The sequence below is a fragment of the Porticoccus hydrocarbonoclasticus MCTG13d genome (assembly GCF_000744735.1).
Taxonomy (GTDB): Bacteria; Pseudomonadota; Gammaproteobacteria; order Pseudomonadales; family Porticoccaceae; genus Porticoccus; species Porticoccus hydrocarbonoclasticus.
This window is the reverse complement of record NZ_JQMM01000001.1, coordinates 882,465-905,738: the sequence shown is the minus strand read 5'-3', so window position 1 is coordinate 905,738 and position 23,274 is coordinate 882,465. Positions and strand designations below refer to the sequence as shown.

27 protein-coding genes are annotated in these 23,274 nt (G+C 52.9%); 13 read left to right on the top strand and 14 right to left on the bottom strand.

Annotated elements, in window-relative coordinates:
• Window positions 1–64 precede the first annotated feature (64 nt).
• The 8 genes from U740_RS04365 to zapE all read right to left on the bottom strand — a co-directional run bounded on the left by U740_RS04365 (window position 65) and on the right by zapE (window position 7,414).
• The gene (locus tag U740_RS04365) at window positions 65–1,243 is read right to left on the bottom strand and encodes an acetyl-CoA C-acyltransferase (protein WP_036859262.1); all 1,179 of its coding nucleotides are present in this window, start codon (window positions 1,241–1,243) and stop codon (window positions 65–67) included.
• Window positions 1,244–1,254: 11 nt separating this feature from the next.
• Window positions 1,255–1,692: a ClpXP protease specificity-enhancing factor gene (locus U740_RS04360; RefSeq protein ID WP_036859260.1), complete on the bottom strand. Its 438-nt coding sequence runs from the start codon at window positions 1,690–1,692 to the stop codon at window positions 1,255–1,257.
• Between the two features lie 97 nt (window positions 1,693–1,789).
• The gene (locus U740_RS04355; protein ID WP_036859258.1) at window positions 1,790–2,416 is read right to left on the bottom strand and encodes a glutathione S-transferase N-terminal domain-containing protein; all 627 of its coding nucleotides are present in this window, start codon (window positions 2,414–2,416) and stop codon (window positions 1,790–1,792) included.
• A 68-nt stretch (window positions 2,417–2,484) separates the two neighbouring features.
• Window positions 2,485–4,518: a ubiquinol-cytochrome c reductase gene (locus U740_RS04350; RefSeq protein ID WP_036859257.1), complete on the bottom strand. Its 2,034-nt coding sequence runs from the start codon at window positions 4,516–4,518 to the stop codon at window positions 2,485–2,487.
• The gene (gene petA / locus U740_RS04345; RefSeq protein ID WP_036859256.1) at window positions 4,518–5,111 is read right to left on the bottom strand and encodes a ubiquinol-cytochrome c reductase iron-sulfur subunit; all 594 of its coding nucleotides are present in this window, start codon (window positions 5,109–5,111) and stop codon (window positions 4,518–4,520) included. Before petA ends, U740_RS04350 begins: the two co-directional genes overlap by 1 nt.
• A gap of 181 nt (window positions 5,112–5,292) precedes the next feature.
• Complete coding sequence (gene rpsI, locus U740_RS04340; protein ID WP_036859255.1) at window positions 5,293–5,685, bottom strand: 30S ribosomal protein S9; 393 nt, start codon at window positions 5,683–5,685, stop codon at window positions 5,293–5,295.
• 13 nt (window positions 5,686–5,698) lie between these two features.
• On the bottom strand, window positions 5,699–6,127 hold the full coding sequence (gene rplM, locus U740_RS04335; RefSeq protein WP_036859253.1) for a 50S ribosomal protein L13: 429 nt from the start codon (window positions 6,125–6,127) through the stop codon (window positions 5,699–5,701).
• A 150-nt stretch (window positions 6,128–6,277) separates the two neighbouring features.
• Complete coding sequence (gene zapE, locus U740_RS04330) at window positions 6,278–7,414, bottom strand: cell division protein ZapE (protein ID WP_036859252.1); 1,137 nt, start codon at window positions 7,412–7,414, stop codon at window positions 6,278–6,280.
• 220 nt (window positions 7,415–7,634) lie between these two features.
• On the opposite strand from zapE, the gene U740_RS04325 reads away from it, so the two are divergent.
• Window positions 7,635–8,150, top strand: a complete 516-nt coding sequence (locus tag U740_RS04325) for a Z-ring associated ZapG family protein (protein WP_051921195.1) — start codon at window positions 7,635–7,637, stop codon at window positions 8,148–8,150.
• Between the two features lie 88 nt (window positions 8,151–8,238).
• Window positions 8,239–9,387, top strand: a complete 1,149-nt coding sequence (locus U740_RS04320; RefSeq protein ID WP_272980885.1) for a trypsin-like peptidase domain-containing protein — start codon at window positions 8,239–8,241, stop codon at window positions 9,385–9,387.
• A gap of 9 nt (window positions 9,388–9,396) precedes the next feature.
• Here U740_RS04320 and hisC read toward each other — a convergent pair whose 3' ends face one another.
• From hisC to U740_RS04290, 6 genes are all read right to left on the bottom strand, one after another.
• Entirely contained in the window at window positions 9,397–10,461 is a 1,065-nt protein-coding gene (hisC, locus tag U740_RS04315) for a histidinol-phosphate transaminase (RefSeq protein ID WP_036859251.1), read from the bottom strand.
• A 10-nt stretch (window positions 10,462–10,471) separates the two neighbouring features.
• Window positions 10,472–11,785 (bottom strand): histidinol dehydrogenase, encoded by a 1,314-nt coding sequence (hisD, locus tag U740_RS04310; protein ID WP_036859250.1) that lies wholly within the window; start codon window positions 11,783–11,785, stop codon window positions 10,472–10,474.
• Window positions 11,786–11,787: 2 nt separating this feature from the next.
• The gene (gene hisG / locus U740_RS04305) at window positions 11,788–12,420 is read right to left on the bottom strand and encodes an ATP phosphoribosyltransferase (protein WP_036859248.1); all 633 of its coding nucleotides are present in this window, start codon (window positions 12,418–12,420) and stop codon (window positions 11,788–11,790) included.
• Window positions 12,421–12,473: 53 nt separating this feature from the next.
• Window positions 12,474–13,739, bottom strand: a complete 1,266-nt coding sequence (gene murA, locus U740_RS04300) for a UDP-N-acetylglucosamine 1-carboxyvinyltransferase (RefSeq protein WP_036859247.1) — start codon at window positions 13,737–13,739, stop codon at window positions 12,474–12,476.
• A gap of 71 nt (window positions 13,740–13,810) precedes the next feature.
• Complete coding sequence (locus U740_RS04295) at window positions 13,811–14,044, bottom strand: BolA family protein (protein ID WP_036859246.1); 234 nt, start codon at window positions 14,042–14,044, stop codon at window positions 13,811–13,813.
• A gap of 3 nt (window positions 14,045–14,047) precedes the next feature.
• On the bottom strand, window positions 14,048–14,707 hold the full coding sequence (locus U740_RS04290; protein WP_051921194.1) for an MlaC/ttg2D family ABC transporter substrate-binding protein: 660 nt from the start codon (window positions 14,705–14,707) through the stop codon (window positions 14,048–14,050).
• A gap of 273 nt (window positions 14,708–14,980) precedes the next feature.
• Between U740_RS04290 and U740_RS04285 the strand changes: the two genes are divergently transcribed.
• The 11 genes from U740_RS04285 (at window position 14,981) to mgtE (ending at window position 23,274) form a co-directional block, all read left to right on the top strand.
• On the top strand, window positions 14,981–15,952 hold the full coding sequence (locus U740_RS04285) for a KpsF/GutQ family sugar-phosphate isomerase (protein WP_036859245.1): 972 nt from the start codon (window positions 14,981–14,983) through the stop codon (window positions 15,950–15,952).
• Between the two features lie 2 nt (window positions 15,953–15,954).
• Window positions 15,955–16,488 (top strand): KdsC family phosphatase, encoded by a 534-nt coding sequence (locus tag U740_RS04280; RefSeq protein ID WP_036859243.1) that lies wholly within the window; start codon window positions 15,955–15,957, stop codon window positions 16,486–16,488.
• Between the two features lie 4 nt (window positions 16,489–16,492).
• Window positions 16,493–17,074: an LPS export ABC transporter periplasmic protein LptC gene (gene lptC, locus U740_RS11795; protein WP_051921193.1), complete on the top strand. Its 582-nt coding sequence runs from the start codon at window positions 16,493–16,495 to the stop codon at window positions 17,072–17,074.
• Window positions 17,064–17,567: a lipopolysaccharide transport periplasmic protein LptA gene (lptA, locus tag U740_RS04270; protein WP_036859242.1), complete on the top strand. Its 504-nt coding sequence runs from the start codon at window positions 17,064–17,066 to the stop codon at window positions 17,565–17,567. The genes lptC and lptA overlap by 11 nt, the downstream gene beginning before the upstream one ends.
• The gene (lptB, locus tag U740_RS04265) at window positions 17,568–18,293 is read left to right on the top strand and encodes an LPS export ABC transporter ATP-binding protein (protein WP_036859241.1); all 726 of its coding nucleotides are present in this window, start codon (window positions 17,568–17,570) and stop codon (window positions 18,291–18,293) included. It abuts the gene before it with no gap.
• Between the two features lie 124 nt (window positions 18,294–18,417).
• The gene (locus U740_RS04260; RefSeq protein WP_036859240.1) at window positions 18,418–19,869 is read left to right on the top strand and encodes an RNA polymerase factor sigma-54; all 1,452 of its coding nucleotides are present in this window, start codon (window positions 18,418–18,420) and stop codon (window positions 19,867–19,869) included.
• Between the two features lie 20 nt (window positions 19,870–19,889).
• Window positions 19,890–20,177: a ribosome hibernation-promoting factor, HPF/YfiA family gene (hpf, locus tag U740_RS04255; protein WP_036859238.1), complete on the top strand. Its 288-nt coding sequence runs from the start codon at window positions 19,890–19,892 to the stop codon at window positions 20,175–20,177.
• A 5-nt stretch (window positions 20,178–20,182) separates the two neighbouring features.
• Entirely contained in the window at window positions 20,183–20,641 is a 459-nt protein-coding gene (gene ptsN / locus U740_RS04250; RefSeq protein ID WP_036859236.1) for a PTS IIA-like nitrogen regulatory protein PtsN, read from the top strand.
• 12 nt (window positions 20,642–20,653) lie between these two features.
• A complete protein-coding gene (gene rapZ, locus U740_RS04245; protein ID WP_036859235.1) occupies window positions 20,654–21,514 on the top strand; it encodes an RNase adapter RapZ in 861 nt (286 codons plus the stop codon).
• A 25-nt stretch (window positions 21,515–21,539) separates the two neighbouring features.
• Window positions 21,540–21,821, top strand: a complete 282-nt coding sequence (locus tag U740_RS04240) for an HPr family phosphocarrier protein (protein ID WP_036859234.1) — start codon at window positions 21,540–21,542, stop codon at window positions 21,819–21,821.
• A gap of 94 nt (window positions 21,822–21,915) precedes the next feature.
• Window positions 21,916–23,274, top strand: a complete 1,359-nt coding sequence (gene mgtE, locus U740_RS04235; RefSeq protein WP_036859233.1) for a magnesium transporter — start codon at window positions 21,916–21,918, stop codon at window positions 23,272–23,274.

The following is a 23,274-nucleotide window of genomic DNA, read 5'->3' as shown; positions in this document are numbered from 1 at the left end:
CCCATCTATAAAAAAACCGGCCCGGCTGATCAGCCGGGCCGGTTTTTTAATTACTCGGGAGTGGCTAAATCAGTTCGACGGCCATCGCAGTGGCTTCTCCACCACCAATACAGATAGCTGCCACACCCTTGCGCTTCCCGTAAGTTTGCAAAGCACCCAGAAGAGTCACAATAATCCGTGCACCCGAGGCGCCAATGGGGTGACCCAAGGCACAGGCTCCACCGTGAATGTTGACTTTTTCATGTGGCAAACCCAACTCTTTCATGGCCGCCATAGTGACACAAGCAAAGGCTTCGTTAATTTCAAACAGGTCCACATCGTCCTTGCTCCAGGCCACTTTCGCGAGCAGCTTATTGATGGCACCTACCGGAGCGGTTGTAAACCACTCGGGTTCCTGAGAATGGGTACTGTGAGCGTGAATGGTTGCCAGGGGTTTCATGCCCAGCTTTTCTGCAACAGAAAGACGGGTCAACACCAGGGCCGCAGCGCCATCACTGATGGAACTGGCATTGGCCGCTGTCACAGTGCCATCTTTGATGAACGCAGGGCGCATCTGCGAGATTTTATCGGCAACTGACTTGCCAGGCTGCTCATCGATTGAACAGACTACCTCGCCCTTGCGGGTCTTGACGGTTACAGGCGCAATTTCATCCTCAAAATTGCCGTCCTTGATCGCCCGTTGAGCCCGCTCCAGTGAGGACACGGCAAAAGCGTCCTGCTCCTCCCTGGTAAAACCGAATTTGCTGACACATTTTTCGGCGAAAATACCCATCGCTTCGCCATTGTAGGCATCCTCAAGGCCATCCATTGTCATGTGGTCAAAAATCTGCGCATGCCCAAACCGGTAACCACTGCGACCTTGGGTCATCAGGTATGGGGCGTTAGTCATGCTCTCCATTCCACCGGCTACAGCCACATCCACATTACCCAGTGTCAGGCTGTCACAGGCATTCATCACCGCTTTCATACCGGAGCCACATACCTTATTGAGGGTAGTGGCACCCACACTCGGCGGCAATCCCGCACCAATGGCAGCCTGGCGAGCCGGTGCCTGCCGGAGGCCAGCCGTGAGACAACAACCCATATCCACGGAGTCAATCAGCTCTCCGGCAACCCCTGCCCGTTCAATGGCAGCCCTGATGGCCACGGCACCGAGCTCTGTTGTGGGAACACCGGTAAACTGCCCTTGCATGCTACCGATAGGCGTTCTTGCCATACCGGCAATGACAATTGGATCTGACATAATTGAGACCTCTATTTTACAATTCTGAGAGAGGGTTTTTTGCCATTGTCTCCAGCAATCCCTCCTGAAGGTTTCTCTTTCGATGGTACAGATTTCACAGGACCCGGCCCGGCAGGTGGTTGAGGATCGTGGCCAGTCTCTGGCTCGAACATCATACCCTGACCGTTTTCACGAGCATAAATGCCCAATATAGACTGCACAGGTAACTCTATCGTACTCGGCACCCCCCCAAATCGGGTAGTAAAGGAAATGATCCGGTTGTCCATCACCAACGAGGTTATTGCTCGCGGTGCCAGATTCAACACAATCTGTCCGTCACTGACATGTTGCTGGGGAACAGCAACCCCTGGATAAAAGGCATCGGCGACTATGTAGGGAGTGCAGTCGTTATCCACAATCCAGTCATAGAATGCCCGAACCAGATAAGCTTTATTCGACGTCATGCTCATGACAGTAATTTCGGCCCAATATCTCTGTGCTGCAGTTTACGAAAAAAGGGACATATCATGCCCCCTTTTCAAGATCCTTTCCGGCCACACAGGGTTTTCACATGTCCCTTTCAAACTCTGACAGACTTTCTGCAAAGGACGGCCGGTCAAACAATCGTTTCATATAGTCCTGTAAAGGCTTTGTCTGACGATTTGATGGCAGTTTAATCTCAAGGTGCTTTAATCGCCACAAAATAGGTGCGAGGCAGCAGTCGACCAGCGTGAACTCTTCGCTCATAAAAAATGGCAGATCGGCAAAGATCGGTGCAATGCTTGTTAAGCTGTCACAAAGCTCCTTGCGGGCTATTTCGACTGCCTTGTTGTCACTGCTGCCAATAATAAAATCCAGTTGACTACAGCAATCCCGCTCAATACGGTGCATGAACTGGCGGCTCAACGCTCTGGCCACGGGATAGACAGGCAGTAATGGCGGGTGAGGGAATCGCTCGTCGAGATACTCCATCATCACTTTGGTTTCATAGAGTGCCAGATCCCGATCTACCAGGGTAGGGAGGGATGCGTAGGGATTCAGTTCAAGTACATCTTCGGGCAAATTTTTGCCGTCGACATTTTCGATGTCTACCGTGACCCCTTTTTCTGCCAAAACAATACGTACACGATGGCTGTAGTGGCATGTAGGGTCAGAAAAAAACGTCATCGAAGATCGTTTTGCAACAACCCCCATAATAAAACCTCAGTTATGTTGTTATTGGCAGTTGGATGGCGGCCATACGGCAGCCATCCCCATTGAAATCAGTGAATCTCTTTCCAGTATTCCCTGTTCAGCAACCAAACCCAGATGAAGAGGAAGGCAAGAAAGAGCAAAACGTAGGTGCCGATTCTCTTGCGATCCTCGACCATTGGTTCTGCGGTGTAGGAAAGAAAGTTTACCAAGTCATATGCCGCTTGGTCGTATTCCTCCGGAGACAGAGCCCCTTCCTGAACGAGTGTATAACGCCCGCAATTGTCTTCGAGGATTTCCTCGCGGGTCAAAGGATCTCGCTTCACACCACCATTGGCGGCGACCACGGGTCCCGGCGCGCACTCCTGAAGTCCCTGAAGATCGAGCAAGGCATGCGGCATGCCCACATCCTTGAACACTTTGTTATTGACGCCCATCGGACGGTTCGGATCGGCGTAGAAATGTCGCAGGTAAGTATACACCCATTCGGATGTACGGGCGCGGGTAATCATGGTGAGGTCTGGCGGCGGGGCACCAAACCACTGTTTACCTTTTTTCTTGGTCATGGCAATTTTCATCAAGTCCCCGATCTTCTGATCGGCAAACACCAGATTGTCCATCACCAGACCAGCGGGCATTTTCAGGTCTGAGGCGACCCGGCCCCAACGTGAGTACTCAGCTGAGTGACAACCCATGCAGTAGTTCACAAACAGCTTGGCGCCTCGCTGCAAGGACACCTTGTCTGAGGGGTCGGCCTCGAATTCATCACAGGGAATGGTGCCGCAATGATATTCCGACTCCGCACCGACCGCTTTCAGTGGCAACCAGGCCAGCAGTATAACTATCAACAATCCACCCATGGATTTCCAGAAACCAAAGCCACCATCGGTAGTCACTCGCTTCGGCTCTGACTGGGTTTTCTCCATTCGGGTCCAGATCGGCATTGCAAGGAAGAACAGGAAATACAGGACAGTACAAACCTGCGCCAGAAAGGTGCGAGCTGGTGTCGGAGCCTTGACACCCAGCACACCCAGAATAATGAAAGAGGCAGCGAACACCAGAACAGCATACCGACTGAACAGGCCTTTATACCGGATTGATTTGACCGGACTGCGGTCAAGCCAGGGCAGCACAAACATAATGGCGATTGCTGCTGCCATGACCATGAAGCCGGCAAATTTGTCGGGCACCGCTCTCAACATGGAGTAAAAGGGCGTGAAGTACCAGACTGGCGCAATGTGTGCGGGCGTCTTCAGTGGGTCTGCAATCTCGAAATTGGCATGCTCAAGAAAGTATCCACCCATTTCCGGCACAAAGAACAGGATAAAGCAGAATACAAAGAGGAATACGACAATCGGTACCAAATCGTGCACGGTATAGAATGGGTGGAAAGGAATACCGTCCACAGGGACACCGTCGGCATTCTTGTTTTTCTTGATTTCAACACCATCGGGGTTGTTCGACCCGACTTCGTGTAGCGCCAGAATATGCAACACCACCAACGCCAGCAGAATAATCGGCAGCGCAACCACGTGCAGTGACATAAAACGATTCAGCGTAATGCCGGAAATCAGGTAATCACCACGAACCCACTGCACGATGTCTTCACCAACCACGGGTATCGCACCAAACAGCGAGATAATCACCTGGGCTCCCCAGTAGGACATTTGCCCCCAGGGCAGCACATAACCGAGGAAGGCTTCCGCCATCAGGGCTACGTAAATCGTCATACCAAAAATCCAGACCAGTTCCCGAGGTGGCTTGTAGGAACCGTAGAGCAGGCCACGGAACATGTGCAGATATACAACAACGAAAAATGCCGATGCCCCTGTGGAGTGCATGTAGCGGATAATCCAGCCGTAGTCCACATCACGCATGATGTACTCTACTGAAGCAAATGCAGTTTCAGCGGAACCCTGATAGCTCATCAGCAACCAGATACCGGAAACCAGCTGAATGACCAATACCACCAGTGAGAGAACACCAAAGTAGTACCAGAAGTTAAAGTTTTTCGGAGCGTAATACTCACCCATGTGGGTATTCCACGCACGCACGATTGGCAGGCGCGCATCTACCCAATCACGTAAAGACACCAACGCTTTCATTAGCCTGCCTCCTGATCTACACCAATGACAACCACACCATCACTCTCGTAGGAATACGGAGGGACTACCAGATTTGTCGGTGCGGGAACCCCTTTGTAAACCCGACCGGCGAGGTCAAATTTAGAGCCATGGCAGGGACAGAAAAAGCCCCCCAGCCACTCGGCACCGCCCAAGTCTTGAGCACCCACATCGGGACGAAACATTGGAGCACAACCCAGGTGTGTACACAGGCCCACCAGCACCAGGTACTCTTCCTTAATCGCACGGTGCTCGGCGTCCACGTAGGCAGGCTGATCGGATGCCTCGGACGACGGGTCCCTGAGCTCTTCGCGACCCTTGAGGTTATCGAGCGCCTGCTGGGTGCGGCGAACAATGTATACCGGTTTACCACGCCATTCGACGGTCACCATCTGACCGGGTTCGATTTTTGAAATATTGGCTTTTACCGGAGCACCAGCGGCTTTTGCCTTGGCACTTGGGTTCCAGGAACCCACAAAGGGAATAACAGCCCCTACGACCCCAGCGGCACCCACCACACAAGTGGCCCCCGTCAGGAAACGTCTACGCCCCTGATTAATACCGTCATTGCTCATGACGCACTCCCGTTAGCAGCAAAGGTTGGCAAATTTTATCTGTGCAAAATGGCGTGCAATAGTAAAGAAAACCACTTTTTATTACAAGACAAAACCCTATACAAAGTAGGTAATAGTCTGTTTTAAAACATAAAAAAACCCGGCTGTATACAGCCGGGTTTTCCGTGAACAAAATGATCGATCAACGCTTGGAGAACTGGGGGCGCTTGCGGGCTTTGCGCAGACCCACTTTTTTACGCTCCACTTCACGGGCATCTCTGGTCAGAAAACCAGCTGTCCGAAGTTGACCCCGAAGACCCTCATCATATTGCAGCAACGCACGCGCAATACCATGGCGAATAGCACCCGCCTGACCAAAACTGCCGCCGCCAGCGACGGTAATATTGAGGTCGAATGTGGTAGCACGATCCACCAGCTCTAGCGGCTGACGCACAATCATACGCGCCACCTCACGGCCAAAATACTGATCGAGAGTGCGGTCGTTGACCACGATGTTACCAGCTCCGGATTTCAGAAAGACTCTGGCGGAGGAGGTTTTACGACGGCCGGTACCGTAATATTGGGTGTCTGCCATAATTAACAATCCGTTAGATGTTCAGTTCTTGCGGCTGCTGAGCGGTGTGGGGATGCTCGGTGCCTGCGTATACTTTGAGCTTCTTAAACATAGCGCGACCCAGCGGACCTTTAGGCAGCATGCCTTTCACAGCTGTCTGGATAGTCCGCTCAGGAGCCTTGGCGATCAGCTTTTCAAAGCTAATGGACTTCAACCCACCGATATAACCGGTGTGGTGGTGATAAATTTTGTCTCTGGCCTTATTGCCTGTCACACGCACCCGCTCAGCATTCACAACGACAATATAGTCGCCGGTATCCACATGCGGAGTGAACTCCGGCTTGTGTTTACCACGAAGGCGAGAGGCAATCTCGACAGCCAAACGACCTAATGTTTTGTCAGCCGCATCTACAACAAACCAGTCGCGCTGGACGGTTTCGGCCTTTGCACTAAATGTTTTCATTTTTTCCTGCCTGAAAGTTTCTGGCCTTCCTAAAAGGAGGCCGCATTTTACAGACCACCCCTACCCTTTTCAAGGATAATTTTGCCTAAAAGAATATTGTCGAATCAAACGGGACAGTCCCTGCCTGCAAGGCTCCTGAGACCGACCCCGTCAGGGGCGATGTGGTCGTGCCAGATACTCGTGTGATTGCATTTCGAGCAAGCGACTACGGGTTCGCTCAAACTCAAAACCCAGTCGACCTTCTGTATACAATGCGGGCAATGGCACCTCGGCGGACAGCACCAGCTTAACATTCCGGTCATAAAATTCATCTACCAGGTTGATAAAACGCCGCGCCTGATCCTCGTTGCCGCGCCCCATTTGCCGAACATTAGTGACCAGCACCGCATGGAATTCACGGGCCAGCTCGATATAGTCATTCTGGCTACGCGGGATATTGCATATCACATCAAAGTCAAACCAGACGACATCTTCAGCAACCGCGCGACAGGGAATGTCTCGCCCTTCGATGGTGATATCCACAGCCACTTGCACTTCACCACTGGCTGGCACAAGGCTGCCAAAAGCCGCTTCTATAGCCCGCTGCGCTCTATCATCCAGAGGCGCGTGGTACAACTGGGCCTGCTCGAGGGTACGCAATCGATAATCGACGCCACCATCAACATTAACAACCTGGGTATGCGTATTGAGCAGTGCAATGGCGGGCAGGAAGCGTTGCCGCTGCAGACCATTTTCATAGAGTAGATCAGGGACAATATTGGATGTTGCCACCAATGTCACCCCACGCTCGAACAGCAATTTCAGCAGCCCTCCCAACAACATTGCATCAGCGATATCAGCGACAAAAAACTCGTCAAAACAAATCACCCTGGCTTCAGCAGCGATATTGTCAGCGACTTTTTCCAATGGATTTTTTACACCGTCCAGCAGGCGCAGCTCCCGATGAACCCGGCGCATAAAACGATGGAAATGCGCGCGCATTTTCTCTTCGAAGGGCAGGGATTCAAAAAAATTATCCATCAGGTAGGTTTTACCGCGGCCCACACCACCCCAGAAATACAACCCCTTGACCGGCACAAAGGGCCGGGTAGATCGAAAGTACGCTCTGACTCGTTGAAAAATCGAGTGATTTGCTATCCGGGCATTTTGCTCCAATAATTTTTCATAGAGCGCCTGTAGCAAAGCCACTGCCTGCTCCTGGGCAGGATCGTAGCTGAAAGAGGCCTGCAGCAAATCCTGCTGATATCGCTGCAAAGGTGTGTGTGTGTGAACAGACGCCCGAATCATAATTGACTGGTTCAATGGAAGAATGCAGAAAACAAGGCCGGGAACTTTAGCCGTGCAAAAGGATAATCGCAACCCGTTACTCACACAGTGAGCATGACATCATTGCCATACGACAGCGTCAGGGAACACACGAAAGCCTCTTCAAAAAACAGTTGCCTCCAGATAGAGCTTCTTTCAGACTACACGTCAAAATCCGCTGCATATCTCTGGAGGTGGTCGCTTGGATACCCCGACTGTATTATTGATTGGCTTGCTGTGTGCGTTAGGCGGCTTGGTTGTTGGCCTGCTGACCGGGCGAACCCTTCACCCCGGGGAGCAAGAACGCAAAGCCACCGAGCACAAACTCAAGGAAGCACAGGAACAGCTCCAGGATTACGAACACGAGGTAACCGAGCATTTCATCAAAACCTCCGAGCTGTTCAACAACCTGTCACACAGCTACCGCGATGTTCACGAGTACCTCTCTGCCAGCGCCATGCGGTTGACCGGCGCCGACACCAGCAAGAAAATGGTCGATGCCGGGTTTGGACGCCTTGAGGAGCGCGGCACAATGTTGCCCACAGAAATACCAGAACCGCCGAAAGATTACGCACCCAAGGTCCCAGGCGGCATTCTCAGCGAAGAATACGGGCTCAGAGATGACAGCGCATCCCGCGACAATCTCCGCGCAAAAGTGGCAAATGATACCGCAGAAGATACCGACGACAATGATGACCCGACGCTTAAAGTGAGCTGACGGGGAACGGGAACAAAGCGATCCATCAAAGCCTCCCGCTGTGCGGTTTGTGACATAATGCGCTCTTTGTGAGCTCGCGGAGCCTGTGGTGTCTTTTATTTTTAGAGTGTTGCGCTATATCAGCTGGCCTGTAGTTGCCGGCCTGCTTGCGGCCGCACTGTTCATGTTATTACTGCCGGAAACGCTCAACAACGCAGTCAAAATGGAAACCAGGGGTTTGTCACCTGGCGTTTCCGGAGAGTGGCAGGGACCGGCCTCGTACGCCTCTGCAGTACAACGGGCATCGGCATCGGTCGTCAACATCTATACGCGTAAAACGCTCGAGCGCCCCCGCCACCCGTTACTGGACGATCCTTTCTTCCGCCGCTTTTTCAGCAACAGCAACCTGCCGCAACAACAGCGCATGCAGTCATCTCTGGGCTCCGGGGTCATCCTGACCGAAGACGGCTACATTCTGACCAACAACCATGTGGTGACCGAAGCAGATGAAATCGTCGTCCAGCTCCAGGATGGTCGAGAGGCAATGGTCAAGGTCATCGGCAAGGACCCGGATACAGACCTGGCTGTGCTAAAGATAGATCTCGACAACCTGATACCTATCAATATTGATGCGGCCTCTATGCCCCGGGTGGGTGACGTCACACTGGCCATAGGCAACCCGTTCGGGGTCGGACAATCGGTCACCCAGGGCATTATCAGCGCTACTGGTCGCAATGGTCTGGGACTCAACACGTTTGAAAACTTCATCCAGACTGATGCAGCCATCAACCCGGGTAATTCTGGCGGGGCACTGGTGGACGCTTTTGGCAACTTGCTCGGTATCAATGCCGCCATTCTCGACAAGACCGGCTATTCGGTGGGCATCGGCTTTGCCATCCCCGCCAATACGGCAGTAAAGGTTCTACAGGATATCGTTGAACACGGCTATGTAATCCGCGGTTGGCTTGGCGTCGAAGCCCGCCCACTGACCAGGCTGGCGGCGACGAAACTGGGCATGGATCCGCCATCGGGACTTGTGATTACCAGCATTTACATCAACAGTCCCGCTCATCTGGCAGGTCTGCAGCCGGGGGACATTATCACCCGTATCAATGATTACTGGGTGGTAGACAATGAAAAAAGCATGAATCTGATCGCCGATCTCTCACCCGGTGACTCCGTCAAACTGGAGGTTATAAGGGAAGGGCAAAAAAGCACAATCATGGCGGTGACAGGCACCCGACCACCGCCCGAATAGCTCCAGGAATTACTGTTTGAGCAATTCGACCAAAACATCCAACAGCCGACGGTTTTGCTCGGTTGTGCCAATAGTAATCCGCAAAAACTGTTCTATTCTTGGCTGCCTGAAGTGACGAACAATAATACCCTTTTCACGTAATCGCGCCGCAAGCTCGACTGCATCCCGGGACGGGCAGGTCGCCAGCAGAAAGTTCGCGGAGGATGGCAGCACCTCAAAACCCAGTGATTTCAGGCCAGAGGCCAACGTTTCACGACTACGAACAACCTGCTCGCAGACCTCGCGGAAATAGTCCTCATCGGCGAAGGCCGCAGCGCCTCCAACAATGGCAAGACGACTGAGCGGGTAGGAGTTAAAACTGTTCTTCACACGCTCCAACGCCTCGATCAGAGCAACATCGCCGATAGCAAAACCGATCCGTAGGCCAGCCAGTGAGCGCGATTTTGACAGCGTCTGAGTCACAAGCAGATTGGGATAACGCCCGACCAGGGAAACCGCTGTCTCTCCGCCAAAATCAATGTAGGCTTCATCCACTATCAAAACCGACCGCTGATTTTTTTTCAGCAACCATTCAATTTCCGGCAACGACAGTAGTATCCCGGTGGGCGCGTTCGGATTGGGAAAGATAATGCCGCCATTACTGCACAGGTAGTCCGCCACCTGAATGCGGTAATCGCTGCCCAGCGGTATCCGTTGATAATTCACCTGATACAGACCGCAGTAGACGGGGTAAAAACTGTAGGTGATATCCGGGAAAAGAACCGGTTCCTCGTGCTTGAGCAGTGCCTGAAAAATATGGGCCAGCACCTCATCTGAACCGTTGCCCAGGAACACCTGAGCCAGATCAACACCATAGTAATCTGCCACCGCCTGTCTGAGTAATGTACCGCTAGGGTCAGGGTAGAGGCGAAGGCTATCCCCCAACTCTCCGGCGATGGCTTCCAGAACCCGGGGTGACGGTCCATAGGGGTTTTCATTGGTGTTCAACTTGGTCAGGTTGGCCAGCTTAGGCTGCTCCCCGGGTACATAGGGATCCAGCCTTGCAACAATATCACTCCAGAAAGGGCTACTCACGGGGTTACCATCATGACTTGATACGATATTCGGCAGAGCGGGCGTGGGCTGTCAGGCTTTCCCCCCGGGCCAGCACCGACGCAGTTTTCCCCAATGTCGAAGCACCTTCGGCGGAACACATAATCAGTGAACTGCGCTTTTGAAAATCATAAACACCCAGCGGCGAGGAAAAACGGGCTGTCATGGAGGTCGGCAGGACATGGTTGGGACCGGCACAATAATCACCCACCGCCTCTGCGGTATAACGACCCATAAAGATAGCTCCTGCATGCCGAATACCCGGCAACCAGTCTTCGGGGCTCGCCACAGATAGCTCTAGATGCTCGGGAGCAATGCGGTTAATCAACGCCAGTGCATCCGTCATGTCCGCTACCGCGATCAGGGCACCGCGCCTCTCGAGTGACGCACGAATAATCGATGCCCGCTCCATGGTGGGCAGCAACTTGCCAATACTGGTTTTTACCTGTTCAAGGAAATCCATATCCGGACTGATCAGGATGGCCTGAGCTTCTTCGTCGTGTTCAGCCTGGGAAAACAGATCCATAGCGATCCAGTCCGGGTTTGTCTGACCATCGCAAACCACCAGAATTTCCGAGGGCCCCGCCACCATGTCCAGACCCACGGCTCCGAACACAGCTCGCTTGGCCGTGGCAACAAAGATATTGCCCGGCCCTACAATCTTGTCCACCCGAGGCACGGTTTCCGTACCATAGGCCAATGCACCAATGGCCTGAGCGCCGCCCAGTGTAAACAGGCGATCAACTCCGGCAATCGCTGCCGCAGCGAGCACCAGCGGATTCAGTTCACCACCCGGCGCGGGCACCACCATGATAATCTCGTTAACGCCGGCCACCCGGGCGGGCAGAGCATTCATCAGAACCGACGACGGATAGCTGGCTTTGCCCCCGGGCACATAAATGCCCACCCGGTCCAGTGCGGTGATCTGCTGCCCCAACAGGGTGCCGTCCTCTTCCCGGTAGTGCCAGGAGGCCTGCTTCTGGTGCTGGTGATAACGGCGAATTCGTTCCGCCGCCAAATCCAGTGCATCGCGCTCAGCTGCGGGGAGACCGGCCAATGCTTCGGAAACAACGTCGGGAGGAATTTCGAGCTCCCGGACATCACCGACATCCCGGGCGTCAAAGCGATTGGTAAATTCAATCAAAGCCTGATCACCGCGCTGGCGCACAGCCGCCAGAATATCACCAACGATCTGCTCAACCTTTTGATCTGATACATTCTCCCACGCCAGCAATTCAGTCAGCCGGTCGTCGAAACAGCTATCTGCGGTAGACAACTGCAGGATACTGATGGGTTCACTTTGCATCGTCATCGGACCTTCTTCACCGCTTCCGTCAGACGGTCTACGATATCTTGCAGCAATCGGTGCTTCATCTTCATGGCGGCCTTGTTCACAATTAGCCGGGAACTGATGTCAGCAATAAACTCCCGGGCCTCCAGGCCATTGGCCCGAAGCGTATTGCCGGTATCCACAATATCGACAATCTCATCCGCCAGGGCCATGATCGGAGCCAGCTCCATGGCACCGTAGAGTTTTATGATATCCGCTTGACGACCCTGTTCGGCATAAAAACGGCGGGCCACATTAACGTATTTGGTAGCGACCCGGATACGCCCTGAGCCAGCCGCTACCCCAGCCACTGCCGCAGTCATCATACGACAGCGGGCGATTCCCAAGTCCAGCGGCTCATAGAGCCCGTCACCGCCATGCTCCAGGAGGGTGTCTTTTCCCGACACACCCAAATCCGCTGCCCCAAACTGCACATAAGTTGGAACATCCGAACCGCGCAATACCAGTAATCGCACATCGGATCTACTGGTATCAAACAGAAGCTTGCGGCTGGCACTGATGTCTTCCAGAGGTGCAATACCGACTTCCGCCAGTAAAGGCAGGGTTTCTTCCAGAATACGTCCCTTGGTCAGGGCAATGGTAATTTGCATGGCACTCACATTGTTTATGCAACTGGTTACTTGAGGAAAACGCTCGACCGGGACTAACGACCCGGAATCCTGCGGATATTGGCACCAAGCTGCTGCAGCTTTTCCTCAATACATTCATACCCTCGATCTATATGGTAAATACGATCGACAATGGTTTCACCATCAGCCACCAGTCCGGCAATCACCAGACTGGCCGAGGCCCTCAGATCTGAAGCCATGACCGGCGCCGCTTTGAGCCGCTCAACCCCGGTAACGATGGCGGTATTTCCTTCCAGGGTAATTTTGGCCCCCATTCGATTCAGCTCATGGGTCTGAACCAGACGGTTCTCAAAGATCGTCTCGGTAATCGCGCCTACCCCATCGGCAACCGCATTAACGGTTGTCAGCTGCGCCTGCATATCCGTTGGGAACGCCGGATAGGGCGCTGTCTTGAAGTTGACCGATTTCGGTCTGCGCCCTTCCATATCCAGTGCTATCCAATCCTTGCCGACGCTTATCTTCGCACCGGCTTCCTCCAGCTTGATCAACACTGCCTCGAGAATATGCGGATCGGTATCCTTCAACTTGACCCGTCCGCGGGTCGCTGCCGCCGCCGCCAGATAAGTTCCCGTCTCAATACGATCGGGCATAATCCGGTAACTGCCCCGATGCAGGGTGTCGACCCCATCGATGGTCAGGGTTGTGGTACCCATACCCGTCACCTGGCCACCCAACGCATTAATACAGTTAGCCAGGTCTACCACTTCGGGTTCACGAGCGGCATTTTCAATAATGGTCTGGCCATCGGCAAGCGCCGCGGCCATCATGAGGTTTTCCGTTGCACCCACGGAGACCGTGTCCATCAAAATATGGGCACCCTTGAGGCGTCCATTACAGCGGGCATTGATGTAGCCACCGTCAATATCTATCTCGGCACCCATCATTTCCAGCCCGCGCAGATGCAGATCTACCGGTCGACTGCCGATTGCACATCCACCGGGAAATGAGACATTGGCAACACCAAACTTCGTGAGCATTGGGCCCAGAACAAGAATGGAAGCACGCATGGTCTTGACCAAGTCATAGGGTGCCACATGACTGTGCAAAGTTGTGGCATCAACTTCCACCTGCATCTTTTCATTCAACACCACACTGACACCGAGGCATCCGAGCAGCTCGAACATGGTGGTTATGTCATGCAGGTGGGGCACATTGGAAATCATCACCGGCCCATCGGCCAGGAGCGTGGCCGCCATGATCGGCAGTGCGGAATTTTTGGCACCGGAGATACGGATTTCCCCGAACAGTGGGCCGCCTCCGGAAATCAACAACTTGTCCATTCAAAACCCTTGTGATTCAGCAAGGCAGTGGCCAGTTTGAGCTGAAATTGGTGAAGGAAACCGGCGCGGGCTTATTTGCTAACTTCATCCGGCGTATAGGTTTTGATATTTACCGCGTGAATAGCACCTTCGGCTATGTGTTGCTGAAGCACGGCATAGATTTTTTGTTGCCGCTGTACCGGGCGGAGTCCGGAAAATAATTCGCCAACGACCTGGATATCAAAGTGGCTACCAGCGCCACTCACGGTGATATCACAATCGGCCAAGGCATTTTGCAGGAGCACCTGAACATCATCGGGGGTCATGGGTTACCCCTCACTTTTAATGACATCTGAAGGAGCGGACCAATTAGCTATGACCTGATCGATATTGCCATCATACTTTTCGGCTCTCTGGGCAAACTGGTTGCGGAACGTTTTACCCAGGTTGATCCCGTTGATCACAACGTTGGTGATTTTCCACGCGCCTTCACGATTGAGCGCCATAGAGTAATAGAGCGGAAAGACCCCATCCTTGCCACGAATTTCCTGAACCACGGTAACCCGGCGCTTACCTTCAAGATCTTCCTTGGGCGGCAACACCACAATGGTTTCATCGCCATAGGAAATCAGACCACGACCATAGGTTTCAATCAGATCGCGATGAAAGGTTTTGACGAACATCTCACGCTGTTCATCGGTAGCCTCAGCACGATAGGTACCCATAACATTGCTGGCAATCCACTTGAAATCAATCACCCGGGTCAGCAGACAATCCAGCGAATCAAAGAAAGCCTGGGGATCATCGTCAAAGGTCTCGCGGTGTTCGTCAATCATCTGCAACAGGTCGTCGGTCACGGTCTCAATTAATTCATGGGGACTTTGTTCCGATGAGGTAACGGCATCATCCGCAGCCTGGGTAGCAATTGCATGACCCGACAAAAGAACAACGAGTGCGGGAAGCAATGTTTTTATCAACCTTTTGTACATGGCAATTTTCCTCAAGTTATTCGGACCTACTGGCTGAACAGCTGACCCTTGTTCGGCCACAGCCATTTGACATCAACAACGCAGCCAAGTGCCCAATTAGCTGGTTTGAAAAGGCATGCACTATACCATTGCCCCGCTATTTTCGAAATCCTTGAGAGCCAGGCAATTGGAGACCCGGTACATGGCGGCACTGATGGCCTCCCCCTGATCACTGCCAGTACTTACAGCATTACTTCGTTGCCGGTATACTTGGCAAAATATTTTGGGTAGCCAATGACCACCAGTAATTTTGCCGAAGCCGCACGCCGCACCATCCGTCTTGAAGCCGAAGCCGTCACCCTGCTCGAAGAGCGGATTGATGCAGCTTTTGACCGTGCCTGTGAGCTGATCATGCAGTGTACAGGTCGCGTCATTGTTACCGGCATGGGAAAATCGGGACATATCGGCAGGAAGATTGCCGCCAGTCTGGCGAGCACGGGAACCCCCGCTTTTTTCGTTCATCCTGGGGAAGCCAGCCATGGCGACCTTGGCATGATCACACGGGTTGATCTGGTGCTGGCATTATCCAATTCCGGAACCACCGCCGAAATCATTACCCTGCTACCACTCATTAAGCGTATGGGCCTTCCGCTGATCAGTATGACCGGCAACCCGGATTCGATTCTGGCTCAGGCTTCAGAGGCGCACCTGGATGTCCGGGTTCCCAGTGAGGCCTGCCCTCTGGGATTGGCACCTACCACCAGCACTACGGCAACGCTGGTCATGGGTGATGCCCTGGCAATTGCTCTGCTGGAGGCACGGGGTTTTACCGCCGAGGACTTCGCTTTTTCCCACCCGGGCGGTGCGCTCGGTCGAAAACTGCTACTCAAGGTGGAAACCATCATGCACAGTGGCGACGAGCTGCCCCGGGTGTTCGAGGACGCGCTACTGAAAAAAGCCCTCGTGGAAATGACCGCCAAAGGGTTTGGCATGACGACAGTGGTTAACCGCCAGGGAGAATTGGTCGGGGTATTTACCGACGGCGATCTGCGCCGGGCCGTCGATAACGATATCAATATCAATCAGAGCACGGTCCGTCAATTAATCAAGGGCAGCTGTAAGGCCGTTCATCGGGAACTGCTCGCGGCTGAGGCATTAAAAATCATGGAAGACAATAAAATTACGGCACTTGTTATTGAAGACGCCAACCACCATCCGATTGGGGTTCTCCATATGCACGACATCCTGCGCGCGGGAGTCATGTAACCATGTCAGCCCCGAACCTGAAAATCACCAGCAGAGCTCGTCAAATCCGGTTATTGCTACTGGATGTAGACGGAGTCCTGACCGATGGCCGCCTCTACTACGGCAACAATGGAGAGGAACTGAAATCGTTCAATATACAGGACGGTCTCGGGATCAAACTGTTACAGCGCAACGGTATCAAAGTCGGCATTATCACCGGCCGATCTTCAGCACTGGTGGCAAGACGGGCCGAAGAACTGGGTATCGACCTTGTCGTACAGGGAAGAGAGGACAAGCTGACCGCTCTGGAAGACTTGCTGGTTACTCACCCTTACCAGATGAATGAAATTGCCTTTCTCGGCGACGATCTTCCCGACCTGGCTGTCATCAGACGAGTGGGGCTGGGGGCCGCCGTGGCAAATGCCCGGCCAATTATTGCTGAACACGCACTCTGGCAGACCACCACCTGCGGTGGAGCCGGTGCTGTCCGGGAACTGGCCGAGCTGCTTTTGCAGGCTCAGGATAAACTGGAATCCACCTTTACGGACTACCTCTAGACTTATGCGCAATATTTTGATGACTGCCATGCTGCTCGCCTCAACAGGGATTTTCCTGTTGTTCTGGCTGTCACCACCAGAGGTATTTCTGAACAAGCCAAGCGCCGATGCAGAAGAATTACCTAAAGCAGACAGTTATATGAACAATATTGATACGGTAAATTTTGACAGGGATGGCAACCGGGCTTACACCCTCACAGCCACGGAGGCACGCCACTTTAATCGCGGCAACCGACTGGAACTGGAGAACCCCGGCATGGTGTCTTACAGTGAGCCGAACGAGGGTTCGGAACAGGCACCCCCATGGCATGTAACCTCCCAGAAAGGCACTATCTACAACGGGGGTGAGCGGGCTGTCCTGTCCGGTGAGGTCTATGCGTGGCAATCTGTTAAAAAAGGCGGCAAGAATGAATTTCTCACCAGCAAATTAACCATATTCCCTGAGACCAATATTGCCGAAACCGGCCTTCCTGTGACCATTAAAACACCTCGGGGAGAGACCACTGGCACAGGCATGTGGGCAGATCTTAATGATGAGATATTCAAACTGCTATCAAAAGTAAAGGGGATTCACCGTGCGCCATAATTTATTCATTCTGCTGCTACTGGCAGCATGTCATTCCTCCAGTCTGGCGCTACCCAGCGACGCACAACAGCCTATCAATATTGAATCGGACAGAGCCGAACGATACGAGAAAACCGGCACAACGATCTACGAAGGCGCTGTCGTTATTACCCAGGGAACCATCAAAATCCACGCGGACAAGGTCACCGTCTACACGGCAAACAACCAGGTCGTTCGAATTGTCTGCGTGGGAAAGCCTGCCCGCTACCAACAACAACCGAACCCCAACGACAACATGATGTACGCCAAGGGTGACACTATTGAATACCATCTGGCCAGCGACCGTATTGATCTACTGAAAAATGCCAGCGTTGAGCAAAATGGCACCGTTATCACCGGTGAAAAAATCAACTATGACCTGAAGGCAGAGGTAGTCAAGGCGAGCAGTGGCGACAATCCCCGCCAGCGAATCCAAATGGTCATTCCACCCAACAAGCAAAAGGATGCAAACTAAATGGCTATCCTTAAAGCGTCAAACCTGATCAAAAGCTATAAAAGAAGGCCGGTGATTCGCGATGTCTCCCTCACCGTCGAAAGCGGTGCGATCGTGGGATTGCTCGGGCCTAACGGTGCTGGCAAAACCACCTGCTTTTACATGATTGTCGGGCTGGTTCATCAAGATGGCGGTTCTGTTCATATCGATAATGAAGACATCACTTCTCTGTCCATGCACGGCAGGGCTCGAAAAGGGCTTGGCTATCTCCCGCAAGAGGCCTCCATTTTTCGCAAGATGACCGTGGAGAATAATATTCTGGCGATCCTGGAAACCAGAAAAGATCTCGACAAACAACAGCGAGCGAAAAAGCTGGAACAGCTGCTCCAGGAGTTCCATATCAGCCATATCCGCAACACCCTTGGCATGAGTCTCTCGGGAGGAGAGCGTCGCAGAGTGGAAATTGCTCGCGCACTGGCCATTGAGCCAGCCTTTATTCTTCTGGACGAACCCTTTGCCGGGGTCGACCCGATTTCAGTCAACGATATCAAACAGATCATCCGTCATTTACGCGATATAGGTATTGGTGTCCTGATCACAGACCACAACGTACGCGAGACACTCGATATCTGCGAACATGCTTATATCGTTGGTGAAGGACAGGTTATTGCCGAGGGACAGGCCACCGATATTGTCGCCAACCAGCAGGTACGGGATATCTATCTCGGCGAAGACTTTATGCTTTGATGGGACGTACCACCGCGCAGCGATTGTGCAAAGCGGCACACATTTTGCTTGTCTCTCCCCCCGGAGGCAGACTACACTTTCCGTGTGAACATTTTCGTAACAACTCTCTATACGCAGTCATAACATGAAAGCCAGCTTGCAACTGAAAATCGGCCAGCAGCTGACGATGACCCCTCAGCTACAGCAGGCCATCCGCCTGTTGCAATTATCCTCTCTCGACTTGCACCAGGAAATCCAGCAGAACCTCTACGATAACCCACTGCTTGAGCTTGCCGAAGAATCCGAGAACCTGGCCGCAGAAACGGCCACCGGGAAAAATGAAGATATCGACAGTGCAACCCGTGATCTCAACAGCAGTGAATGGGACAGTAAAATACCCACTGACCTGCCAGTCGACGCTAATTGGGACGATATTTACCAACCCAGTACCACCATTAGAAACACCGGTGCGGACACACGGGACTTTGACAGCGTTCACAACGTCACAGAGTCGCTTCAGGACCACCTGATCTGGCAACTTAATCTGACGCCGATGTCTCCCAAGGATTACCTGATCGGTGAAATAATCATCGATTCAATTGATAGCCGGGGCATGCTGACGGCACCGGTTGAAGAAATCTGGGCCGCGCTGGACGACGAAATTGAGCTGGATGAAGTGCTCGCTGTAGTGCACCGCATTCAGCAGTTTGACCCACCTGGTGTTGCAGCCACCAGCCTCGCCGAATGTCTTCTGATCCAGCTGAACCAGTTCTCTCCGGATACACCGCTGATTAACGAGGCCATCCAGCTCGTCACCGACCACCTGGAACTGGTTGGACAGCGCAATTTTCGACAAATGGAAAAAATCACCGGTCTGTCCCACGAGATACTCGAGGGTGCCATCCTGCTAATCCAGACGTTGTCTCCCAACCCCGGTGACGCCATTCGAAACGATGATATCGAGTACGTGGTACCCGATGTTCGGGTCACCAAAGTCGATAATCACTGGAAAGTTTCCCTCAATGAGGACATCACCCCTCGCCTGAGTATCAATCAACAGTACGCCCAGTTGATTCGCAGAGCCGATTCCAGTCAGGACAACACCTTCCTCAAGAATCACCTCCAGGAGGCCAAATGGTTTCTGCGCAGCATGGAAAGCCGCAATGACACCCTGATGCGCGTCACCAGCTGCATCATTGAATTACAACAGGGCTTTCTGGAACAGGGACCCGTGGCGATGAAGCCCATGGTGCTGGCAGATATTGCCGAACGACTGGAACTGCACGAATCCACTATTTCGAGGGTGACCACCCAAAAGTACATCGACACACCGCAGGGTGTTTTTGAACTCAAGTATTTCTTCTCCAGCCACGTCTCGACCGACGCTGGCGGGGAGTGTTCATCAACTGCCATTCGCGCTATGCTGAAAAAAATGGTAAGCGCTGAAAATCCGGGCAAGCCCCTCAGTGACAACAAACTGACAGCACTGCTTCAGGAGATGGGTATTCAGGTTGCCCGACGCACTGTTGCCAAATACCGCGAGGGGATGGGTATCCCCTCTTCCAGCGAAAGAAAACGCTACAACCCCAACACCTAACACCCATTAAGGAGAACCGCATGCAATTGAACATCAGCGGACATCATCTCGATATCACTGATCCGATCAAAGACTATGTCACTACCAAATTATCCAAACTGGAGCGTCACCACGACGGCATCACCAGCACGAATGTGATTCTCTCAGTTGACAAATTGATCCAGAAAGCTGAAGCAACAGTCCATGTCAGCGGCGGTGAATTCTTTGCCGATTCCGAGCATGAAGATCTTTATGCCGCTATCGACATGCTGACCGACAAGCTGGACCGACAGTTGATCAAGCACAAGGAAAAGAACCGCGGTAGATAACACTCATGAAACTGATTGATGTACTCACCCCTGAAAACACCGTTGCCAGCGCCGAGGGCGGTAGCAAAAAAAGGGTACTGGAAAACCTTTCCGTCTTCCTGACAGAACGCATGGAAGGGGTTAACGCAGACGACCTTTACCAGAGCCTGCTGGCAAGAGAGCGATTGGGCAGCACCGGGATAGGAGAAGGTGTTGCCATCCCCCACTGTCGTTTGGCAGGCTGTGAAAAAATTACCGGGGCACTTGTCAAACTGGCTGATGCCGTCGATTTCGATGCCATTGATGGAGAGCCGGTAGATCTGATCTTTGCACTAATCGTACCCGAGGAGCAAAACGACGAACACCTGCAGGTCCTCTCTTCCATTGCCGAATTACTTCAGGACGAAACGGTTCGCAATGCATTGCGGCAGGCCAGCAGTGATCAAGATCTCTTCCGGATAGCAACCGGCAATGATGGTGACTGAGGTGAAAGACTAATGCGACTGGTGGTGGTAAGTGGGCGTTCCGGATCTGGCAAGAGTACCGCACTGAACGTTCTCGAAGATGTCGGTTTTACCTGTATTGACAATCTTCCCGCCAGTTTGCTTCCCGGTCTTTTTCAGAAAGCCATCAACGCCAAGAGCCAACACTGGCTGGAAAAAATTGCGGTGGGAATCGATGTCCGCAACCTGGGCGAAGACCTTGACCAACTACCAAAAATTCTTGCGGAGCTGAAATATTCGGGCATCAATTATGAAGTGCTTTTTCTCGATGCCAGAAATTCCGTCATTATCCAGCGTTTCAGTGAAACACGTCGCAAGCACCCCCTCACCAATGACCGGGTGGATATCCACGAAGCCATAGAACTCGAAACCACCCTGCTGGACCCGATTGCCTCAATTGCAGATCGCAGAATTGATACCAGCACCATGACTCTGCACCAGCTGCGCGATGTCATCAAACAACAAATTGCCCCCCACAGCAGAGATGACATGGCTGTCATGTTTGAATCCTTTGCCTTTAAACGCGGAGTACCAGTCAACGCGGATTTTGTCTTTGACGTTCGCTGCCTGCCAAACCCCCACTGGAAACAGGAATTAAGGCCCTTTACCGGCAATGACCAGCCAGTGATCGAATTTCTCGAATCGCAACCGGAAGTCATCGACATGACTAATGATATCAAGCAGTTTCTGTCCCGCTGGACACCGTCATTTCTTGCCAATAATCGCAGCTATCTAACCATTGCAGTGGGCTGCACCGGGGGACAGCACCGCTCAGTCTACATATCCAGCGTTCTAGCCAGACATTTCAGCAGCACAATGCCGAATGTACAGGTCCGGCACAGAGAACTGGCCTGACGGGCGCCATCACGAGAAGGCTGTTATGTCAAAAATAATCTGTACAGAAATCACCATTGTGAACCGTCTAGGGCTGCATGCTCGAGCAGCCGCAAAGCTGGCTTCGACTGCCGGAAAATATGGCTGCGCCATCAAAACCGGGCGCAGTCCCGACAAACTGGTGGACGCCAAAAGCGTGATGTCACTGATGTTGCTTGCCGCGACCCAGGGCACCTCTCTCCATTTCATTTTCGAAGGCAGTGATGCGGAGCGCGCCCATCGCGATATCGAACAGTTAATCGGTAACCGATTCGAGGAAGAGCACTAACCGCGCCGCCTACCAACCAGACCACTGTATAATTTTGTCACGCCCACCTATACACTATCCGCCTTCAAACTGACAGTCAGGGAAAACTTCTCAGATGCAGGGGCCTAACGAAAAATTCAGCCATTTGTCCAGGCTCGCCAGCATCAACGAAATGATGAATTCGAGCGATGTGCGCCTGCTCCGGCACATGCTCAATAACCTTTCTCCCGGCGATATCGCTGACCAGATAGAGTCTGCACCACCTAAAGCCCGGCGGGTATTATGGGACCTGGTTGACCGGGAGCTGGAAGGCGAAGTGATCGGTGAGCTCAGCGAGGAACTTCGCGGTGAAATCCTTAGTGAAATGGAAAGTCACGAGGTCGCCTCACTCACTGAAGGTCTTGATCCCGACGATATTGCGGACATTCTGCAGCAACTCCCCGACCAGGTAATACCAGAAGTACTCCAGGCGATGAGCAGCCAGGACAGGCTGCGGGTCGAGCGAGTACTCACTTACAATGAAGATACCGCCGGCGGGTTGATGAATACGGACACCATCACTGTCCGGCCCGATCTGACGATTGATGTGGTTTTGCGCTATCTGCGCCGCCATGAAGAAATTCCGGATATCACCGATAATATTTTTGTGGTGAACAGGGAAGATACTTTTCTCGGCACATTACCGCTCACCAAACTGCTGACCGCGAGCCCAAATATCACCGTGCGCGAGATGATGGTAACTGATGCACAGGCCATCACAGCCGATATGCCCGATTCGCAGGTTGCACTGCTGTTTGAAAAGAATGACTGGGTTTCAGCTCCAGTGGTAGGCGCAGACCACAAACTGCTTGGCCGAATCACCATCGATGACGTGGTAGACGTGATTATCGAGGATGCCGCCCACTCATTGTTAGGGTTGGCCGGTCTCAGCGATGAAGAAGAGACGTTTGCTTCGGTTAAACGCACGGCACCCCGTCGGGCCGTTTGGCTCGGGATGAACCTGATAACCGCTATCCTCGCCTCCTCGGTGATCAACATTTTCGAAGCCACGATTGAAAAGGTCGTCGCGCTGGCTATCCTGATGCCCATCGTCGCCAGCATGGGTGGTGTTGCTGGTAGTCAGACTCTCACCGTGGTTATTCGGGGCATGGCACTGGGACAGATCAGCAAAAACAATATGCGCTGGTTACTGAGCAAGGAATTTGCCGTCGGGGCATTGAATGGCATGCTATGGGCACTGGTCATGGGCGGCGTTGCTGCTCTCTGGTTTAACGACCCGATCATAGCCTTCATCATTGCTGCCGCCATGGCCATCAACCTCATCTCCGCCGCTGTTGCAGGCACGTTGCTGCCGGTGTTTCTAAAAAAATGCCGTATCGACCCCGCTCTGGCGGGGAGCGTCGCTCTCACCACGGTTACAGATGTGGTGGGTTTTCTCTCGTTTCTGGGTCTCGCCACCCTGTTTTATAGCTAA

What these genes read in the sequence shown, in the direction of transcription:
- rpsI (WP_036859255.1), bottom strand. Translation starts at nt 5,685, where the DNA reads ATGGCAGACACCCAATATTACGGTACCGGCCGTCGTAAAACCTCCTCC.
- U740_RS04285 (WP_036859245.1), top strand. Translation starts at nt 14,981, where the DNA reads ATGACCACCAGTAATTTTGCCGAAGCCGCACGCCGCACCATCCGTCTT.
- U740_RS04365 (WP_036859262.1), bottom strand. Translation starts at nt 1,243, where the DNA reads ATGTCAGATCCAATTGTCATTGCCGGTATGGCAAGAACGCCTATCGGT.
- lptC (WP_051921193.1), top strand. Translation starts at nt 16,493, where the DNA reads ATGCGCAATATTTTGATGACTGCCATGCTGCTCGCCTCAACAGGGATT.
- U740_RS04360 (WP_036859260.1), bottom strand. Translation starts at nt 1,692, where the DNA reads ATGAGCATGACGTCGAATAAAGCTTATCTGGTTCGGGCATTCTATGAC.
- petA (WP_036859256.1), bottom strand. Translation starts at nt 5,111, where the DNA reads ATGAGCAATGACGGTATTAATCAGGGGCGTAGACGTTTCCTGACGGGG.
- rapZ (WP_036859235.1), top strand. Translation starts at nt 20,654, where the DNA reads ATGCGACTGGTGGTGGTAAGTGGGCGTTCCGGATCTGGCAAGAGTACC.
- ptsN (WP_036859236.1), top strand. Translation starts at nt 20,183, where the DNA reads ATGAAACTGATTGATGTACTCACCCCTGAAAACACCGTTGCCAGCGCC.
- zapE (WP_036859252.1), bottom strand. Translation starts at nt 7,414, where the DNA reads ATGATTCGGGCGTCTGTTCACACACACACACCTTTGCAGCGATATCAG.
- murA (WP_036859247.1), bottom strand. Translation starts at nt 13,739, where the DNA reads ATGGACAAGTTGTTGATTTCCGGAGGCGGCCCACTGTTCGGGGAAATC.
- U740_RS04260 (WP_036859240.1), top strand. Translation starts at nt 18,418, where the DNA reads ATGAAAGCCAGCTTGCAACTGAAAATCGGCCAGCAGCTGACGATGACC.
- U740_RS04350 (WP_036859257.1), bottom strand. Translation starts at nt 4,518, where the DNA reads ATGAAAGCGTTGGTGTCTTTACGTGATTGGGTAGATGCGCGCCTGCCA.
- U740_RS04280 (WP_036859243.1), top strand. Translation starts at nt 15,955, where the DNA reads ATGTCAGCCCCGAACCTGAAAATCACCAGCAGAGCTCGTCAAATCCGG.
- U740_RS04355 (WP_036859258.1), bottom strand. Translation starts at nt 2,416, where the DNA reads ATGGGGGTTGTTGCAAAACGATCTTCGATGACGTTTTTTTCTGACCCT.
- rplM (WP_036859253.1), bottom strand. Translation starts at nt 6,127, where the DNA reads ATGAAAACATTTAGTGCAAAGGCCGAAACCGTCCAGCGCGACTGGTTT.
- U740_RS04240 (WP_036859234.1), top strand. Translation starts at nt 21,540, where the DNA reads ATGTCAAAAATAATCTGTACAGAAATCACCATTGTGAACCGTCTAGGG.
- mgtE (WP_036859233.1), top strand. Translation starts at nt 21,916, where the DNA reads ATGCAGGGGCCTAACGAAAAATTCAGCCATTTGTCCAGGCTCGCCAGC.
- U740_RS04290 (WP_051921194.1), bottom strand. Translation starts at nt 14,707, where the DNA reads ATGTACAAAAGGTTGATAAAAACATTGCTTCCCGCACTCGTTGTTCTT.
- hisD (WP_036859250.1), bottom strand. Translation starts at nt 11,785, where the DNA reads ATGCAAAGTGAACCCATCAGTATCCTGCAGTTGTCTACCGCAGATAGC.
- lptB (WP_036859241.1), top strand. Translation starts at nt 17,568, where the DNA reads ATGGCTATCCTTAAAGCGTCAAACCTGATCAAAAGCTATAAAAGAAGG.
- hisG (WP_036859248.1), bottom strand. Translation starts at nt 12,420, where the DNA reads ATGCAAATTACCATTGCCCTGACCAAGGGACGTATTCTGGAAGAAACC.
- hpf (WP_036859238.1), top strand. Translation starts at nt 19,890, where the DNA reads ATGCAATTGAACATCAGCGGACATCATCTCGATATCACTGATCCGATC.
- U740_RS04295 (WP_036859246.1), bottom strand. Translation starts at nt 14,044, where the DNA reads ATGACCCCCGATGATGTTCAGGTGCTCCTGCAAAATGCCTTGGCCGAT.